Genomic DNA, 17613 nt, shown 5'->3' with positions numbered 1-17613 from the left:
CCTTGGTTTGTATTTAGCTTTGTGCTTTACTTTATATTCAATAAACCTAGATAGGCTGGCCATTCAAACTGACCTTCAGTATCGCCATCGCAACATAACTGCTTATACGTTAACTGACAGATTTCAGATGCTGGGATGATGACATTCTCCATCGAATCGGCTAGTAACTGTATCTTGCAAGCCTTATCTAATACGTCCGTTAGATAAAATGCCTGCTGAATGCTCGATCCGCAGACAATACCGCCATGATTTTGTAGTAACACAGCCTTTTTATCTCCAAAGGTAGCAATCAGTTGCCCCTGCTCCTTAGCAGAAAACGCTAAGCCCTGATAAGGATGGCTTGTAATATCGCCATAAAAGCGCAAAGCGTGTTGTGAGATTGGGAGTAAGCCCTGCTTTTGCGCAGACACTGCAATAACGGAGTCTATGTGTAAATGCATGACACAAAATGCATCAGGCCTTGCCATATGTACCGCTCCATGAATCGCAAAACCCGATTTGTTTACAGGCCCTTCCCCCGAGAGGATCTCGCCTTGAAGATTTACTTTGACAAGATTTTCAGGAGTGACCTCATCAAAGCGTAAGCCAAATTGATTTATTAAATATGCACCTGCTTCACCTGGCACACAAGCTGAGATATGGGTATAGACACCATCATCCCATCCTTTGTATGCAGCGAGTTGATAGGCAGATGCTAAATCAATGCGCACCTGCTTTTCAGCCTGAGAAATTGTCACAATTTATCCAATAAGCAATTAATAGTGTATCTACAAGTTTCCTGAGATTTACTCTTCCCAAGGAAATCTATCACGAGATAACTGCTCCATGATCTCACGCTTAGAAAGTGTCGATTTTCTTGCGCCATTGATCTCATCCGCCTTCACTGACGCGGCATTATGAGGGCCTTCCTCAGAAGAAGCAGGCTTATCAGGCTCAATAGAATCGGTGCTTTTGGGAGTATTTTTCACCATATAAATATTCTATTCGATTTTGAATAGGCTAATAGAGCTCAACGCCTTTAATTCCATTACAAGATATAAAAGAAAAACCGCCCGAAGGCGGTTTTCATTGAGAGTGCCAATCTATTAATGAGAATGAACCCCTTTAAGACTTGCTTCACCAAGAGCCTGATGCTCGCTTGGATCAATCGCTTTAATTTCTTTCAGGAATTGAGCGGTATCGATTTTTTTACCACCAAGCCAAGTGCCTTGAACTTTCACTTTATCCGTAATCTCATTCGGATTAACAGCAGTGATATCGGCTGAAAGTTCTACCAAATCCGCATACTTACCAACCTCAATTGATCCAATTTCAGTGTCACGCTTTAACTGATATGCACCATTAATAGTAGAAGCTTTGAGTGCCTGATCTAAGGTGACTGCTTGATTGGCGCCGTGAACTGTACCAACGTCAGTTGTACGAGTCACCATGTGCTGGATATTTCTCAATGTATCTGGCGGTGAAACAGAGCCATCGTTATGAAATGTAGTATGAATATTATACTTGAACGAATCTCCAGCACGCTGCCATTGTGCGCCATACTCAGGCTTAAACATGGTGCCATCCAATAAATCACCCCAATAAATATATTGGAAAGGTGCTAGTGAAACTGTTACGCCAAGACTTTCTGCGCGCTTAAATTGGTCTTCACGTGCGGCACCCAAATGCTCAACACGCCAACGGTGATCAGTACCAATCAGGTTATATTTATTCAGTGCATACTCATAGGCATCAAGGACTACGTCAAAGCCTACGTCACCATTACAGTGAAACGCCATCTGATAACCCATCGGGGAATATTTATCAAGTAACTCATCAAGCTCCAAGCGGGTATAGTTCATACCTTTCTCACCAAGCGGCCCGAGAATAATTTCGGCATTACGAGTCCGCTCGTTATCCAAATATCCAAAGCTTTGAGCAACACTTCCTAGCCAAGGGGTTCCATCTGCCCAGAGTTTGATACCGTTTTTGCGAACCATACTTGAATCGGGCCAAGTAGCTTTAACGCCAGCGTCAGCATCAACAGCCATGTGATAGACACTCATCCTCAGCGGGCTATTAGGTACAGAAGCAAGCGCCAAGTAACCCTTATACATGCCTGTGCTATATGTATGCTCTGAAGTAGCCGTAATTCCGAGAGAGGCCATGTAGGCATACCACTCTGCTCCTGAGAGCAATAGATGCGGAATAGCCTTAGGGAGGATAGGACCTGCTACGGCCATGATGGCAGCAGTCTCATTGGCAGTTCCGTTAGAGGTGCCGTCTTTGTTACGACCAAAACTTCCGCCTACAGGATTTGCTGGCGGTTTGCCACCTTTCCAACCCAACATTTTAATTGATGCAGTGTTGAAATACACCGCATGCCCAGAATTGTCGATCACAAGCACTGGGCGGCCACTTGGAGTTAACTTATCAAGTACATCTTTTGTCGGTGTTGGAGCTTGTTGTAGCAATTTATCAACACCATTAAATATCAATGGCACTCCAGCAGGGGCTGCTTTGTCTTCCTTCAAAATTTTGGCCTGAACATCTGCCCAAGATTTATAGCCCACATACGGCGCGATCCAAAATGCAGGCGCCTGAGTTGTAATACCCGAGAGGAAGGGATGGTTGTGTGGGTCAATAAAGCCCGGCATCAATACTGTTGTGCCTAAATCTTTTACTGCTGCATTAGGAGCGGATGCACTAACGTCTTTCAGTGACCCAACTGCGGTGATCTTCTTGGTATTCGTATCAAAAGCAATTGCTTCGGCGCGTGGATTTTTTTCATCCATAGTGATAATGTTTGCAGCCTTTAAGACCACAACTTCCGCTGAAGCGAAAAGTGGTGCTGAGCACATCACCAGTGTGGAAATAGATTTAGAAATTAAAGTACGGTTGATTTTTTTCACAAGAGTCCCAGCAGGTAGTTATTGTTCCGAAAAATTATGCCATTTATTAGCTATTTAAATCACCCTCCATAACCCTAATTAGCTTTAATATAGGACACTTAGCAATAGCCCTAAACATCCCTTGACCAGCTAATTGACTCCCACCCTACTTAAAAACCCAAGCAAGAAAACCAAAGGAATTAGCCTTTTTTCTGCCACCGCCCTAGGTATTGGGGGAATGATGGGTGCCGGACTCTTTTCTCTTTTGGGAACTGCCAGCGCGCATGCTGGTTCTCATATTCCCCTAGCCTTTTTATTGGGCGCTCTAGCCGCCTCTTTTTCGGTCTACTCTTATGCCAAATTAGGTGCTACTTTTCCTAGTAGTGGGGGCGCTGCCACATTCACGGTAATGAGCTTTGGACCTGGGGTCATTTCTGGCGGCCTGAATATATTCCAATACATTGCCTATCTGATTGCAGCCGCTCTTTACGCTGCTGGGTTCTCTGAATACGCAAACACTTTACTGGGCGGAAATCTAACTTCACTAGAAGTAAAAATAGTTGGCGCCGTTATTGTCATTCTTTGTACCGGCATTAACTTATTGGGCACCAACATTGTTGGTAAGGCAGAAATGCTAGCGATTGGCTTTGTCACACTTGCCCTACTTCTATTTTCTGTTGAAGGCATTCATGTGGCCAATATTGGTGCGTTTCACTTTTCTGGCTGGTCTCTCAATGGCATTGCGATTGCTACCGGTATCTTGTACATCAACTACCAAGGCTTTGGGGTTGTGACTAACTCTTCCAATGCCATGCGAGAACCGCAAAAAGAGCTGCCTCTTGCCATGTTCTCGGCACTGATTTTAGTAACGACTGCTTATGTACTAGTTAGTACCGCAGTAATAGTGCTACTTTCGCCCGCTCAAATGGCAATCTACAACGGTCACGTATTGGCCGATGCAGCTCAAATCGTATCCGGGAAAGTAGGGTTTGTTGTGATTGGTGCCTCTGCCCTTTTGGCCTGCGCTGCTGCACTTAACGCCACTATTTTTGCCGCATCCAATATTGCAGCTGATATGGCACACAAAAATTCTGTTTCTAAGGCATTAGGGGACTCGGTCTTAAAAACAGAGTTCAGAGCTCTAACCGTATCCGCATTTTTAGTGATTGCTTTGGTCTTGGCATTTCCGCTAGATGTTGTGGGCAAAATGGCGAGTCTTGCCTTTTTGTTGGTGTATGCCGCCATTACTTACGGACACATTCGAGTACGCAAACAAACTGGCGCAAAACTATGGCCACTCTGTGCCGCAATCGTCATTAACCTGAGTTTGTTTACTACCCTATTTATCAATGTGATCGAGACTGCGCCCAATAGTGCAATTGCTCTAGTGATCGCCCTAATCGGATCTTTCGTAATTGAAGCAACTTCTCGTCAATTTCTGAGGAAGAAATTAAAGCCCCATTGAGCGGTGCAAAATTTTAGATTTCATCTCCACCCATAGACTTTCAAAATCTTCGGTCTTGTCTTCTGATAGCTGAATCGGCTCAAAAAGGCCACCAAAGATGATGGAACCCTTCTTCACCAAGGTCTTATCAAACTCACCCAAGGATATCGGCTTATCGTCTATATCCCTAGTGAGCTGGGCTGAGCAGACAATCGCCTCCGCATCATCCCGATCAATGACTGCAAACTCAATAAACTGTTGATTTTTTTCAACAATGACCAAGGTCCCGCGGGCGTAGCAAACGGCTTCATGTGCTTGCACGATGTATGCAAGAAATTGATTCTGCTCATCGTCACTCTTCATGGGAAGATCATCAATAAAGAATAGGTATTGATCTCCCTCGCTATTTACCAAAGTAAACACCTTTGGAACAACTCCATGCCCCAATGCTAAATTACGGTAATAAGAAGAAATTTCTACGGCGAGATTTTCAGAAAATAAGTGCATAGTGATTCAGGAAAATATTACTCTTTACGAGTTTTAATAGATTCGATAATTTTATAGAAAGAGTCGGGCTGTACTGAATTCTGACCCTTAAACGGCTGATCGGTTATCACCAACAAAGATATCAGCGCACCCATGGTAATAGGCAAAATCTTCAGTCCCAAGAAGAATGAATCTGAAGGCAAAAAGAGAGTATTAATGCCCATCAAGGCAAACATACAGATCAAAATGACTATCCAAAATAAGCCCGGTAAACGGATATTGGCACGTTCGATACGAGCCTCCCTGCTCTCAGCAACCTCTTCAGATTTTTTGATGATATCGGTATACATTGCCGTTTGACGATTGGTTTGGGGTTCGATTGACATGAGTTTTCTAGAAATTCCGCGCCACAACATGTGCGTCTTAGTGCTACCTTCACCCTTTTTCAATAGAGCCCACTCGTCATTCACAATGGAGTTCATATATTCAAATAGCTCAACACGAATAGGCGCTATAGATGGATCACCAAATCGCGTGAGTAAACGATCTAAGTTATTAATACGTCCAGCCTCTTGTGATACTAGAGTTTGCACTTCACGAAAATTGCTTTGGGCTTGATTGAGCAAAAAACCAATCAAGAGACCACTAAGTGTGATGATGGATCCAAAAAGACCCAAACCTAATCGAGTGCTATCTTGTGTAGGCGCAAAGATCGGGATGTGTTGCAAAGCACGCGGCATCACATCGAGCAAAGTAACAAAAAAGATAATCAGCAATATCAGAATTTGGATATTACTTCTTCTGTATATCCAATTAAAGAATAGGCTTTCTTTGGAAGGAGTATTCATAAGACCTAGCTATTAATATTTTTTTGTAGAAAATTGAGCGTACGCTCCCAGGCCAGCTTCGCTGCTTCAGCGTTGTACTTTAGCGGAGCCAAACCGCGTGCATCCGATTTAGGGTTTGCAAAGGCATGCTTTGTATCGTAGCGGTGAAATTCATAATCCACGCCTGCTTGTTTTAGCTTTTGCTCTAACTGGTCAACACCAGCAATTGGGAAGAACTCATCATGCATAGCCCAGTGGCCTAACATCGGCTTGCTAATGGCATCCGCATTAACATATTCCAAAGGAGGATTGCCGTACCAAACTATAGAGGCATCGAGCTCCGGCACATTGCAAGCAGCCAAAATGGTCAGCGCACCACCCATACAAAATCCGGTTACTGCTACCTTTGCGCTACCAGTAGCTTTTAAGTACTGAACTGCGCCTCGAATATCTTGACCAGCCGCATCACCAAAGTTCAGGTCACCCATTAAATGCTCAGCTTCATTAGCTTCAATCGCCAACTTGCCACGATATAAATCCGGAACTAATGCGCGATACCCTGCTTTAGCAAGACGATCAGCAACCGCCTTCACCTCATCATCAAGACCCCACCACTCCTGAATAACGACCACGCCAGGAGCAGTTGATTTATCCACTGGCTCAGCCAAGTAACCCTTTACCTTCTGTCCATCGGGTCTTTTAAATTCAATCATGAGGTCTCCTTATGTTCTTTAGTTCTTTAGTTCTTACGCTTTTTTCGTATCCGAATGAATATATCCCACAACCCAAAAAGTGAGCAAGCCACAAACGGCAGCCCCATAACCAACTAGGTTGTAATGCTCCATCCTGCCATTAGTTGTAATTGTGACCACCAGGCCTGCTACTACTGATGCTATGCCGGAAGCTAACATCTGAACTGAGCCAATTAAGCTCATAAAGGTTCCCCGAATTTTGGGCTCTACCATTTGGCTCACAATAGCCATGGCCGGAATCATTCGGCCAGAAATCAAGACAAAGAAGGCGGTCTGATTAACAAGTACCACCCATAAAGGAACCGGTATTAAATTGGTTGTTACTAGGATCGGTATCAAACTAATGATCGCTAGTATGCGAAATACTTTGACCTTGCCATATTTATCCGCGATGTGTCCAATAAATCTAGAGCTCATCAAAGTCGCCAAACCACCACAAAGATAGATCAGGGAAATGTAGGAATTTTCGATCCCAACGTTAGCGGTGAGATAGAGGGCAATATAAGGAATGACAGTAAATCCAGTCAGCATAATTAGCCCCACAAACAGAAAGGCGCGTAAATGACGATGGGCAACAAAGACTTCGTAGATTTGCTTGAAGCGACTACCCTCCTGGACGTGATGCAAATGTCCAGAAATTTTAGGGATATAGCGATATCCAATCAATAGAATCAATATGGAGATGAGTCCAATAAACATAAACGGAGCGCGCCAGCCTAAAAAGCTAATGTGGTTGGCCAAGAACAAACTCAAAGGCACGCCTGCAACGGTTGAAACTGAGAAAGCAGCCATGACGGTACCCAGTGCCTTGCCTCTGCGCTCAAAAGGAATGCTATCAGCCACAATCGTCTGTACCAAAGATCCTAGAATGCCTCCAAAGGCACCTGCGCATGCACGGGCGATAAATAGCATGTGATAGTTTGGAGCAAACCCACAAGCTATCGTTGCAATAATGAAGCAAACATACAAACGCAGAAGCAACTGCCTCCGCTCAAATCGATCAATGTAATAGGTGGCAAATACACCTGCGATCGCAGCGGCAAAAGTGTAAGAAGACAGCAGCAGACCAAATTGATGCGTATTGATATTGAGCTCCCGAATGAAATCAGGGCCCAATGGCATCATGATCATGAAATCCAGGATGTGGGTGAACTGAATACCCGCCAATGAAAATAAAAAGAAGCGTTCTTGCTTCTTCATTTCAGCTGTGTGGAGGGCGTTATTCAAGGGATACTTTACTTGGGTTATTTGATATACCATTATCAACCCTGGTAAGAATATTTGCTGATCTGAACTTGATTAATATCTCAATAAATTTATGCTAATCACCCCTGACGCTATAACTCAATCAACCCTGGTGGGGATTCCTCTTCTCCCTCTAGTTAGGGATACTTTATTTGGAATAGCGGGCCTGATCATTATTCTATTTTTTCATGGCAGTGGCATTAATTTTGTCATCATGCGTTTTGAGAAATTTACCAATCAAAACCTCAAGAAAAAACAATATGACTGGGTATTTTTTCATTTCTACCTATCATTTCTCTTCATTGCCATTATTCATCTGATAGAGATTGTTATCTGGGCGGTTTACATTACGCAGATAGGATTAATTGACGATGGCATACAGGCTCTCATGTTTGCGGGAAGTTGCTACACCACAGTAGGATTTGTTCCAGACATCCTACCAATGGGCTGGAAAAGTCTAGCCTTCTTTATTTCCTTCTCGGGATTGTTCTACATTGCCTGGACCACTTCGGGCATGATTGGAATGACTAACTCATATAAGGCTGCCTGGAATCTAAAACACCATCAGGGCGATCCCACTAGCTCTTAATATAGTAACCATAGACACAGCGATTTCCACCTCTGGATGGGTCGTGTGTATCGTGAATCACGCCATCAATAATTGCAGTGAGATGCTTGGAAACTTTAGCAATCAGTACCGCCTTGGGAAGTTCCTCGGGGCGTAAATGAACCCGACAGCCCGCCCCTACTTTCATGGTGGGCACCCATTCAAAACCCAAACCCAAAATGTAATCATGAAATACATTCCGGTGATTACCATTTCTGGGTGATGCGCCTTTTGCATTGAGCCTTTTAGCAAGACGATCATTTTTGAGTTGGGCGTAACTCTCATTTGCCAGTCTTAAATCTTCGTAGACCTGCATATAAGGTAGGCTTGCAGCAATTGCAATTGATCTCACAACGCAATCTCCTGCGCCGCCTTTAAAGCCAGCCGCCTCCCTGCCGCCATCATTTAATTGAAATGGAAACTGGGACGATTTAGAGAAGGGGTTTAGGAATCCAAACATTTGACTGTGCCCAATAAAAAATGGATTTGCTTTATGGGCAAATCCATTCTTACTTAAAGCGTCGGCTAAATTACTTAGCGTGTGCCTTCTTTACCTCTAAGCGCCATGCGTGCAACAAAGGCTCTGTGTAGCCGTTAGGCTGCTCAAGACCTTTGAAAATCAAATCGCTAGCTGCTTTAAAAGCATAAGAATCTTGGTAGTTAGGCATCATCGGCTTGTAGAGAGGATCGCCAGAGTTTTGTGCATCAACAATTGTGGCCATTCTTTGTAGAGCCTCTTCTACTTCTGCTTTAGTTACGTATTTGTGCAACAACCAGTTCGCAATATGCTGACTAGAAATACGCAATGTTGCGCGATCTTCCATCAAACCTACGTTATAGATATCAGGCACCTTAGAGCAACCAACGCCCTGGTCAATCCAGCGCACCACATAACCCAAAATACCTTGGCAATTATTATTAAGAGATTCGCGAATCTCCTCTTTAGTCCAATCAGGATATAGTGCAATTGGAACAGTCAAGAGATCATCGGTTAAGGCATCATATTCGGCGGGAGTATCTAGTATTTCCATATCCGCTTGGATCTTAGCAACATCAACCTGGTGATAATGGATTGCATGCAAAGTAGCAGCGGTAGGCGATGGCACCCAAGCGGTATTCGCCCCAGCTAAAGGGTGTGCGCCTTTTTGCTCTACCATTTCCTTCATGAGATCTGGTGCAGGCCACATGCCCTTACCAATCTGTGCACGGCCACGCAGACCACAATCTAAACCTGCCAATACGTTACGGCGCTCATACGCTCCAAACCATTTAGCAATCTTCATCCTGCCTTTGCGAACCATTGCGCCACCATGCATGCCGGTATGCATTTCATCACCGGTACGATCCAAGAATCCAGTATTAATAAACGCAACGCGAGCACCAGCTGCAGCAATGGCCGCTTTGATGTTGACGCTCATGCGACGCTCTTCATCCATGATGCCCAACTTAACAGTGTTCTCAGGCAAACCAAGCAGTTTCTCAACACGACCGAAGAGCTCACTAGCAAACGCCACTTCTTCTGCGCTGTGCATTTTGGGCTTAACTATATACACAGAGCCTTTACGTGTATTGCCAATAGTCTGAGTCGCTGGGCGATTAATGTCGTATAAAGCAATCAATACGGTTACTACTGCATCTAAGATACCCTCAAAGATTTCCTTCCCTTCACCAGTAATGATGGCCGGATTAGTCATCAAGTGGCCAACGTTACGCAGAAACAAGAGTGAACGACCATGCAGCGTCACAATGCCATCTTTTGCGTTGGTCGCACCAATGCCAGCTTTATATTGACGATCGGGATTGAGCTTACGAGTAAATGTTTTGCCGCCCTTATTCACTTCTTCAACCAAAGTACCCTTGAGAATGCCTAACCAGTTTTCATAGGCCACTACTTTGTCATCACCATCAACGACTGCTACCGAATCCTCTAAATCTAAAATCGTTGAGAGCGCTGCCTCAAGAACTACATCATTCACGCCCGCTGGATCAGAAGCGCCAATGGTCTTAGTCTTATCAATTTGGATATCAATATGAATACCGTGATTGCGCAACAAAATAGAGGATGGCGCAGAAGCTTCGCCTTGGTAACCAACAAACTGTTTCTCGTCAATTAAACCAGTGGTGCCGCCATCTTTTAACTTCACTGAAAGTTTATTGTCGACAACGATATACGCAACAACATCACCGTATAAGGCCTTGGCCAAAGGGGCTGCTTGATCTAAAAACTGTCGAGCATAGGCAACTACTTTTGCTCCACGAATAGGGTTGTATGCCCCATCTTTACCAGCGCCATCTTCTTCTGAAATAACGTCCGTCCCATATAGAGCATCATACAAAGATCCCCAGCGGGCGTTAGCAGCATTTAAAGCATAGCGCGCATTGAGCACCGGAACAACAAGCTGAGGGCCAGCTTGAAGTGCGAGCTCATCATCCACATTCTGAGTAGTTGCCAAAATGTTGGCGGGTACATCATCGATGTAGCCAATTTCCTGTAAATACTGACGATATGCAGGCATATCTTTGATTGGACCTGGATTGGCTTTATGCCATTTGTCCAAATCCAATTGCAGACGATCACGCTTTGCAAGCAAAGCCTCATTTTTTGGAGTTAAGTCTTTAACGATTTCATCAAAGCCTTTCCAAAAATCGGCACTCTTAATACCAGTGCCCGGAAGCACTTTGTCTTCGATAAAACGATATAAGGGGGTTGCCACTTGGAGGCTATTGCAGGTAGTGCGCGCAGTCATGTTGATGTCTTCTTAAGCAAAAGTTAATAAATCGGTTTGGTTAATAAATGATTAAATATTTTCCATTAATCCTGGAAGGGATGCTGGAGGAGAATGGTTTCATCACGCTCTGGGCCTGTAGATACCATTGCAATCGGCTTACCAGCCACTTCCTCAATACGACGGAGAAACTTTTGGGCTTCAGCGGGCAACTTATCCCACTCGCGAATGCCGAAGGTTGTACCCTTCCAGCCCGAGAAATCCTCATAAATTGGCTCGCAACGAGCAACTGATTCTGCACCACGTGGCAACACATCTAACTTCTTGCCATCAAGGTTATACCCAACGCATAAGCGAATAGTTTCAAGGCCATCAAGGACATCTAGCTTAGTAATACAAAGACCAGATAGGCCGTTGATCTGAATCGAGCGCTTCAAAGCAGCAGCATCCAGCCAACCGGTACGGCGTGGGCGGCCAGTAACGGAACCAAACTCTTTACCCACTTCAGCCAAACGCACACCAATCGGATCTTGTCTTGCAGGATTGTCATGGTCATATAGCTCACTTGGGAATGGGCCGGCGCCAACGCGAGTGCAGTAAGCCTTCGTAATACCTAAAATGTATTGCAAGGAGTCTGGTCCAACCCCTGAACCAGCAGCAGCATTACCTGCTACACAGTTACTGGAGGTTACATAGGGATAGGTGCCGTGATCGATATCGAGTAATGTGCCCTGCGCACCTTCGAATAACAAGTTTTGACCAGATTGCTCGGCAGCATACAAAGCACTAGACACATCGACCACCATGGGCTTGAGACGCTCTGCGTAAGACATTGCTTCAGCCAAAGTCTTTTCATAACTCACTGGCTCAGCGCCATAGTAATTGGTGAGCATGAAATTGTGATATTCCAAGTTCTCAAGCAACTGCTCTGCAAATTTTTCTGGGTAGAACATATCTTGTACACGCAAAGCACGGCGAGCTACCTTATCTTCATACGCAGGTCCTATGCCACGACCAGTTGTGCCAATCTTTGCCTCACCGCGTTTCTTCTCGCGAGCATGATCAATAGCTACGTGATACGGCAGAATTAAAGTGGTTGCTTCAGAAATTTTGAGACGGGACTGAACATCTAAACCAGCGGCTTCCAGCTCGCCGATCTCTTTAAAGAGCGCCTCTGGTGAAAGCACCACGCCATTGCCGATGTAACAAATCACGTTTTTATGCATGATTCCGGAAGGAATCAAACGCAAAATGGTCTTCTTGTCGCCGATGATTAAGGTATGGCCCGCATTGTGTCCACCTTGAAAGCGCACTACAGCTTGTGCATGGTCAGTCAACCAATCCACCACCTTGCCTTTGCCTTCATCACCCCACTGAGTGCCAATGACAACTACGTTACGACCTTTTGCTTGCTGCGTTGAAGACATAATGAAATCCAAAAAGATAATTACAAAATAAGTTAATTGTTAACTGCTTTATTTGTTCGATACTTTATTAATTCGCTGCATTAATTCAATTTTTTACTACTTCTTCTTTACTTCCCAAGAGTTACCTTGCTTCACCAGCTCTCGGTCACATTCATATTCGGCAGCTTCTAATTTCATACCAGCTGGAGCCTGAATAACCACCTCACCAGACTCGCGCAATGTTGCAATGGCTTGACTCAAGGCAGCATCCCCTATCCAAGGTGCAATAATTGCCGTCTTGCGCACATTCATGGGTGACAAGTTTGCTAGAGTCAAAAGATCTAATGAGAACCCAGTTGCAGGACGAGGACGGCCAAAAGCCTGACCTACGTGATCGTAACGACCACCTCTGGCAATGGGCTGAGGCAATTGATCGACATAAGCCGCAAACATCACACCACTGTGATATTGGTAACCACGAAGATCAGCCAAATCAATACTGAGCTCTAAGTTGACAGATAATTTCGCTGCAGCCAAAACCAAACGCTCCAGGTCTGCCACAGCTTGGTCAATCGCTACGTGCTTAGGCAAGTCCTTCTTAGCCTTTGCCAATACTTCAGCGCAAGGGCCATTTAACTCGGTCAAGGCCATTAGTGCTTTAGCAACATTTGCAGGTAAACACGCCGCCCACTGACTTAAGCGAGGACGATCTTTACTTTGCAACAATCCATATAAAGTCTCAATGGTTTCTTTGTCTAAGTTCTGACCATCTAAGATGCCTGTCAAAATGCCCGCGTGTGATAAATCGAGATAGACTTTCTTTAAACCCGCAACTGAAAGCGTTTTGAGCAATAAGGTAATGGCTTCTAGATCGGCTTCCCAAGTCGCACAACCATAAATCTCGGCGCCCAACTGCAACTCTTCGCGCGCTGAGCTCCCAACTGGTGTGCGAGCGTGCGCAACAGATCCAGCATAGCAAAGACGAGTAACGCCATCACGATTGAGGAGGTGTGCATCAATGCGGGCTACTTGCGGCGTTATATCAGCACGCAGACCTAAAGTACGGCCAGAGAGTTGATCCACTAATTTGAAGGTCTGCAGATTAAGATCAGAACCAGTTCCGGTCAACAGAGAGTCTAAAAACTCCAGAATCGGAGGCACAACTAACTCATAGCCATAGGATTGATACAAATCCAAAATGGCACGACGCAATGACTCAACTTTACGAGCCTGCGCAGGCAAAACGTCTGCAATATCTTCAGGAAGTAACCAGCGATTCATGATGTGGACTATTCGCTTTCTTATTTTTTGTGCAGGAACTTGAAGAACTCGCCATTCGGCTCAACCACCATAATGTCCTTCTTGTCTTTGAAAGAACTTCTATAGGCTTCTAGGCTTTGATAGAACTGAGCAAACTGGGGATCGCGCCCAAATGCTTCTGCATAGAGTGCTGTTGCTTTAGCATCGCCAGCACCTTTAATCTTTTGGGCATCGCGATAGGCTTCTGCCAAGATCGTATCGCGTTGACGCTCTGCATTTGCACGGATCTTGTCGGACTCTGCAGCACCCGTGGAGCGGAGCTCATTCGCTACACGCTTTCGCTCTGCTTCCATACGGCGATAAACAGAATCACTAATTTCGGCCAAGAGGTCAACACGCTTTAAGCGCACATCCACAATCTCTACACCTATATCAGCAGCATCATCAGCGACTTTTTTACGAATACCCTGCATCACCTCTTCACGCTGATCAGAAATTAACTCACGCACAGTGCGTTTCGTAAACTCTTCATTCAGGGCGGAACGAACTAATTGGGTTAAGCGGTCCTGAGCTAAGCGCTCATCGCCTTTGAAGCTAATAAAAAACTTACGTGGATCAACAATGCGCCACTTCACATAAGAATCTACTAATAAATTTTTCTTCTCAGCAGTAATGAAGCGCTCTGCTTCTGGATTATCGATTGTCAAAATACGGCGATCAAAGAAACGCACGTTTTCAAATGGCGCTGGAAACTTCATTTGTATGCCCGGCTTCTCAATCACGCGAACAATCTGTCCAAATGAGAACACTACAGCGAACTTACGTTGATCGACGACAAAAATACTAGAAGACAGAACATAAATCAGCGCAATAAAGCCAATACCTGCAGCGATTAAACGATTGGCGTTCATTATCTAGACTCCCGATCACGACTACGGAGACCATCACGTTTATCGGAAGAGTTATTCACAGCTGACGCTGGGGTTGCAGGACCGGCACTGGAAGTTGGGGCTGGAGTATTTAATCCAGTGACACCACCAACTGTCACGCTACCAGTAGGAGTGTTGGTACCAGACTGATTTGTCTGTGTATTTGCCGCTTGAGCACTTTCAGCACTCACCTGTGCAACGATCTTATCGAGTGGGAGATATAAAAGGCTATTGCTCTTGGTGGTATCAACCAAGATTTTGGTCACGTTGTTATACATCTCACGCATGCTGTCGATATACATACGATCACGCGTTACTTGTGGTGCCTTTGCGTACTCCACCAAAATTTGTTTAAAGCGCGCGGCATCACCCTCCGCAGTAGCAACTACACGAGCCTTATAGCCTTCCGCCTCCTGAATGAGACGGGCTGCAGTACCTTTGGCGCGCGGAATAATGTCATTGGCATAAGCCTGACCTTCACTCTTCAAGCGCTCTTGGTCTTGACCTGCTTTGACTGCATCGTCAAACGCAGCTTGAACTTGTTCGGGCGGTTGAACGTTTTGCACAGTCACACTGGTCACATATATGCCTGTTTTGTAGCTATCCAAAATCTTCTGAATTGAGTTGGCTAAATCAATACCAATCTTTTCGCGCCCCTCATACAACACGGTATCCATTTTGCTGCGGGCAACAATCTCACGCACTGCAGTTTCTGCCGCTTGCACAACTGCAGTATCAGGATCACGATTATTAAATAAATAATCCGTAGGATCCTTGAGACGATATTGCACAGCAAAACGCACATCGATGATGTTCTCATCTTCTGTGAGCATGGAGGAATCTTTTTGATTGGTAGCCTTGATCAATACAGGGCGACCGACCTCTACCGAGCGAACGCCTGAGAGATTGACAGTCTCCTCAGATTGAATCGGCCAAGGCATGTGCCAATTGATACCAGGCTTAGCGGTGTAATCGTATTTACCAAAAGTCAGAATAACGCCAGCCTGCCCTTCTTGAATAATGAAGAAGCCACTGCAAATCCACACAAAGAAGACAATTGCACCTGCAACCAGAATGCTTGCTTTCGATCCAAATGGATTGGTGAAATTAAAGTTAGGTGTATTGATCCCGCCACCACCCTTACCGCCATTTCCACGTTGTGAAGGCGGAGGAATATCAGTGCTGTTTGGTTTATTCGTTGGCTTACTTGCAGGACCGCCTGTTGCGCCTGGGGTTTTCTTGCCGCCAAAGATGCCGGCGATTCTGTCGTTGAAATCGCGCCATAGCTCGTCTAAGTCTGGCGGGCCGTCTGGCTTAACTGGCTGATTCGTTGGCGGATTCGTTGGCTGAGTTTCTACTGGTTTATTGGTTTCTGGATCCGCTTTGGGAGCTTGTTCATTTCCCTGCCCATCTTTGGCATCTTTGGATCCACCGGAATTGTGGCTATTGCCCCAACCTGGATCATTGACCGAAAACAGTTCGAGAAATTTACGCATCATTTGAAAAATAGCTTCGTTTGGCAATCGGATTAAATTCAGAAGTTTCTGGTCGTTCGGGTAAGGGCTCTAAAAACTCATCCGGGGCCAATTGCTTCTTGGCACGGTTGTGCTCGACCCTTATTCTATCAGTCATTTGGGAGCATTCGGCCAAGGCTGAACGGAGTAAATCAAGGCCCAAGCCCGTCTTGGCCGACAGGAAAACCTGGCTCGGAGTACCCTCCCCATCCCGTTCTAAAACAGCCCCACGGGTGAAGGTTTGGGGCATCTGGTCAATCTTATTCATAACCTCGATACGAGGGATATCATCTGCCCCGATTTCCTCCAAAACTGCCTCAACTTCCGCTTTTTGCTCCCTAGCCACAGGGCTACAGGCATCAATAACATGCAAAATCAGGTCGGCATCAATGGTTTCATCCAAGGTGGCTCTAAAAGCCTCTACTAACTGGTGAGGCAAATCCCGGATAAATCCAACCGTGTCAGAGACCACAATGGAACCAACGCCTTCCAAATGGACCTTTCTGGAGTTGGTATCTAGAGTGGCAAACAACTGGTCAGCGGCGTAAGTCCCCGCTTTGGTTAGGGCGTTAAACAGAGTGGATTTACCGGCATTGGTATAACCAACCAAAGAGACCGAAAAAACATCTTTGCGGTGACGGGCTCTTCTTTGAGTTCTTTGTTGGCGCTGCAGTTTTTCAAGCTCATTTTCTAAGCGCTTCGCTTTGGTCGCCAGCATCCGTCGGTCTAATTCCATCTGCGTTTCGCCAGGACCACCACGCACACCAATACCGCCGCGTTGACGCTCCAAGTGACTCCAAGCTCTCACTAAGCGTGACATGCGATAGCGGACTTGTGCAAGCTCAACTTGAGTCTTACCAATATGACTTTGTGCTCTTTGACTAAAGATATCCAAAATCAAGCCCGTACGGTCCATTACATGAAAGCCAATGTGGCGCTCTAAATTGCGCTGCTGAGTTGGTGATAGCGGATGATTAAAAATGGCAAGCTCTGCGCCCTGCTCCTCCATCACCCTCTTGAGTTCGTTAGCCTTGCCCGAACCAATAAACAACGCGGGGTCAGTTTTGCCCTTGCGTGCAATAACGCTGGCTGCAGGTATAGAGCCGGCGCTGTCAGCCAAAAGACTGAGCTCAGCCATGCTATCCGCAAAATCCTCGCGTCCTGTATCTACACCAACCAGAACGGCGCGTGCCGCATCTACTCCAGTTTTATACAGGGCTAGCTTCTTCCAAACGGAAATCAATCGCACGAGCGGGAACGATCGTGGAGATTGCATGTTTGTAAACCATCTGTGTCACGGTATTACGCAAGAGGACAACATATTGATCAAAAGATTCAATATTGCCCTGCAACTTAATACCGTTTACAAGATAGATCGAAACAGGAACATGCTCTTTGCGCAAAGCATTGAGAAACGGATCCTGAAGTAATTGAATTTTGTTGGGGTTGCTATTACTCATACTGCTCCTTAATTATTTTTTGCTTAATTACTTTTTTGGGAGTCTTGCTTTTTTAAATACCAATTCACTGCAAACCTTCACTAAAAC

General features: G+C 45.3%; 17 protein-coding genes. 2 read left to right on the top strand and 15 right to left on the bottom strand.

The window, feature by feature from the left end; translation table 11 throughout:
- Window positions 1-26: 26 nt before the first annotated feature.
- The 3 genes from ICE89_RS00400 to ICE89_RS00390 form a co-directional block, all read right to left on the bottom strand.
- On the bottom strand, window positions 27-737 hold the full coding sequence (locus ICE89_RS00400) for a class II aldolase/adducin family protein (RefSeq protein WP_370625304.1): 711 nt from the start codon (window positions 735-737) through the stop codon (window positions 27-29).
- 48 nt (window positions 738-785) lie between these two features.
- A complete protein-coding gene (locus tag ICE89_RS00395) occupies window positions 786-971 on the bottom strand; it encodes a hypothetical protein (RefSeq protein ID WP_216264257.1) in 186 nt (61 codons plus the stop codon).
- Window positions 972-1085: 114 nt separating this feature from the next.
- Entirely contained in the window at window positions 1086-2891 is a 1806-nt protein-coding gene (locus ICE89_RS00390) for an amidohydrolase (RefSeq protein ID WP_216264256.1), read from the bottom strand.
- Between the two features lie 133 nt (window positions 2892-3024).
- Here ICE89_RS00390 and ICE89_RS00385 point away from each other — a divergent pair, with 133 nt between their 5' ends.
- Entirely contained in the window at window positions 3025-4335 is a 1311-nt protein-coding gene (locus ICE89_RS00385) for an APC family permease (RefSeq protein WP_216264255.1), read from the top strand.
- Here ICE89_RS00385 and ICE89_RS00380 read toward each other — a convergent pair.
- Genes ICE89_RS00380 through ICE89_RS00365 form a run of 4 tightly spaced genes read right to left on the bottom strand, consistent with a single transcriptional unit; the run spans window position 4321 to window position 7579 of the window.
- A complete protein-coding gene (locus ICE89_RS00380) occupies window positions 4321-4821 on the bottom strand; it encodes a hypothetical protein (RefSeq protein ID WP_216264107.1) in 501 nt (166 codons plus the stop codon). The genes ICE89_RS00385 and ICE89_RS00380 overlap by 15 nt on opposite strands.
- Window positions 4822-4838: 17 nt before the next feature.
- Entirely contained in the window at window positions 4839-5648 is an 810-nt protein-coding gene (locus ICE89_RS00375) for a DUF4239 domain-containing protein (protein ID WP_216264254.1), read from the bottom strand.
- Window positions 5649-5653: 5 nt separating this feature from the next.
- Window positions 5654-6340, bottom strand: coding sequence for a dienelactone hydrolase family protein (locus ICE89_RS00370; RefSeq protein WP_216234492.1), 687 nt, complete (start codon window positions 6338-6340; stop codon window positions 5654-5656).
- A gap of 33 nt (window positions 6341-6373) precedes the next feature.
- The gene (locus ICE89_RS00365; protein ID WP_216234493.1) at window positions 6374-7579 is read right to left on the bottom strand and encodes an MFS transporter; all 1206 of its coding nucleotides are present in this window, start codon (window positions 7577-7579) and stop codon (window positions 6374-6376) included.
- Between the two features lie 118 nt (window positions 7580-7697).
- Here ICE89_RS00365 and ICE89_RS00360 point away from each other — a divergent pair, with 118 nt between their 5' ends.
- Entirely contained in the window at window positions 7698-8213 is a 516-nt protein-coding gene (locus ICE89_RS00360; RefSeq protein WP_216264253.1) for a hypothetical protein, read from the top strand.
- On the opposite strand, the gene ICE89_RS00355 is transcribed toward ICE89_RS00360, so the two are convergent.
- The 8 genes from ICE89_RS00355 to hfq form a co-directional block, all read right to left on the bottom strand.
- On the bottom strand, window positions 8203-8691 hold the full coding sequence (locus ICE89_RS00355) for a hypothetical protein (protein ID WP_216234495.1): 489 nt from the start codon (window positions 8689-8691) through the stop codon (window positions 8203-8205). The genes ICE89_RS00360 and ICE89_RS00355 overlap by 11 nt on opposite strands.
- Window positions 8692-8761: 70 nt before the next feature.
- Complete coding sequence (locus ICE89_RS00350; RefSeq protein WP_216264252.1) at window positions 8762-10978, bottom strand: malate synthase G; 2217 nt, start codon at window positions 10976-10978, stop codon at window positions 8762-8764.
- A gap of 65 nt (window positions 10979-11043) precedes the next feature.
- On the bottom strand, window positions 11044-12384 hold the full coding sequence (locus tag ICE89_RS00345; protein ID WP_216264251.1) for an adenylosuccinate synthase: 1341 nt from the start codon (window positions 12382-12384) through the stop codon (window positions 11044-11046).
- A gap of 96 nt (window positions 12385-12480) precedes the next feature.
- The gene (locus tag ICE89_RS00340; RefSeq protein WP_216264250.1) at window positions 12481-13644 is read right to left on the bottom strand and encodes an ATP phosphoribosyltransferase regulatory subunit; all 1164 of its coding nucleotides are present in this window, start codon (window positions 13642-13644) and stop codon (window positions 12481-12483) included.
- A 20-nt stretch (window positions 13645-13664) separates the two neighbouring features.
- The gene (gene hflC / locus ICE89_RS00335; RefSeq protein WP_215359844.1) at window positions 13665-14534 is read right to left on the bottom strand and encodes a protease modulator HflC; all 870 of its coding nucleotides are present in this window, start codon (window positions 14532-14534) and stop codon (window positions 13665-13667) included.
- Window positions 14534-16051 carry an FtsH protease activity modulator HflK gene (gene hflK, locus ICE89_RS00330; RefSeq protein ID WP_255558604.1) on the bottom strand — a complete coding sequence of 506 codons (1518 nt, stop codon included), beginning with the start codon at window positions 16049-16051 and terminating at the stop codon, window positions 14534-14536. The genes hflC and hflK overlap by 1 nt, the downstream gene beginning before the upstream one ends.
- Window positions 16041-17315, bottom strand: a complete 1275-nt coding sequence (hflX, locus tag ICE89_RS00325) for a GTPase HflX (RefSeq protein ID WP_370625303.1) — start codon at window positions 17313-17315, stop codon at window positions 16041-16043. Before hflX ends, hflK begins: the two co-directional genes overlap by 11 nt.
- The gene (gene hfq / locus ICE89_RS00320) at window positions 17275-17526 is read right to left on the bottom strand and encodes an RNA chaperone Hfq (RefSeq protein WP_072582173.1); all 252 of its coding nucleotides are present in this window, start codon (window positions 17524-17526) and stop codon (window positions 17275-17277) included. Before hfq ends, hflX begins: the two co-directional genes overlap by 41 nt.
- Window positions 17527-17613 lie beyond the last annotated feature (87 nt).

This window comes from Polynucleobacter sp. AP-Kaivos-20-H2 (assembly GCF_018882215.1).
In the GTDB taxonomy this organism is placed as follows: Bacteria; Pseudomonadota; Gammaproteobacteria; order Burkholderiales; family Burkholderiaceae; genus Polynucleobacter.
This window is presented reverse-complemented; position numbering and strand designations above follow the sequence as displayed.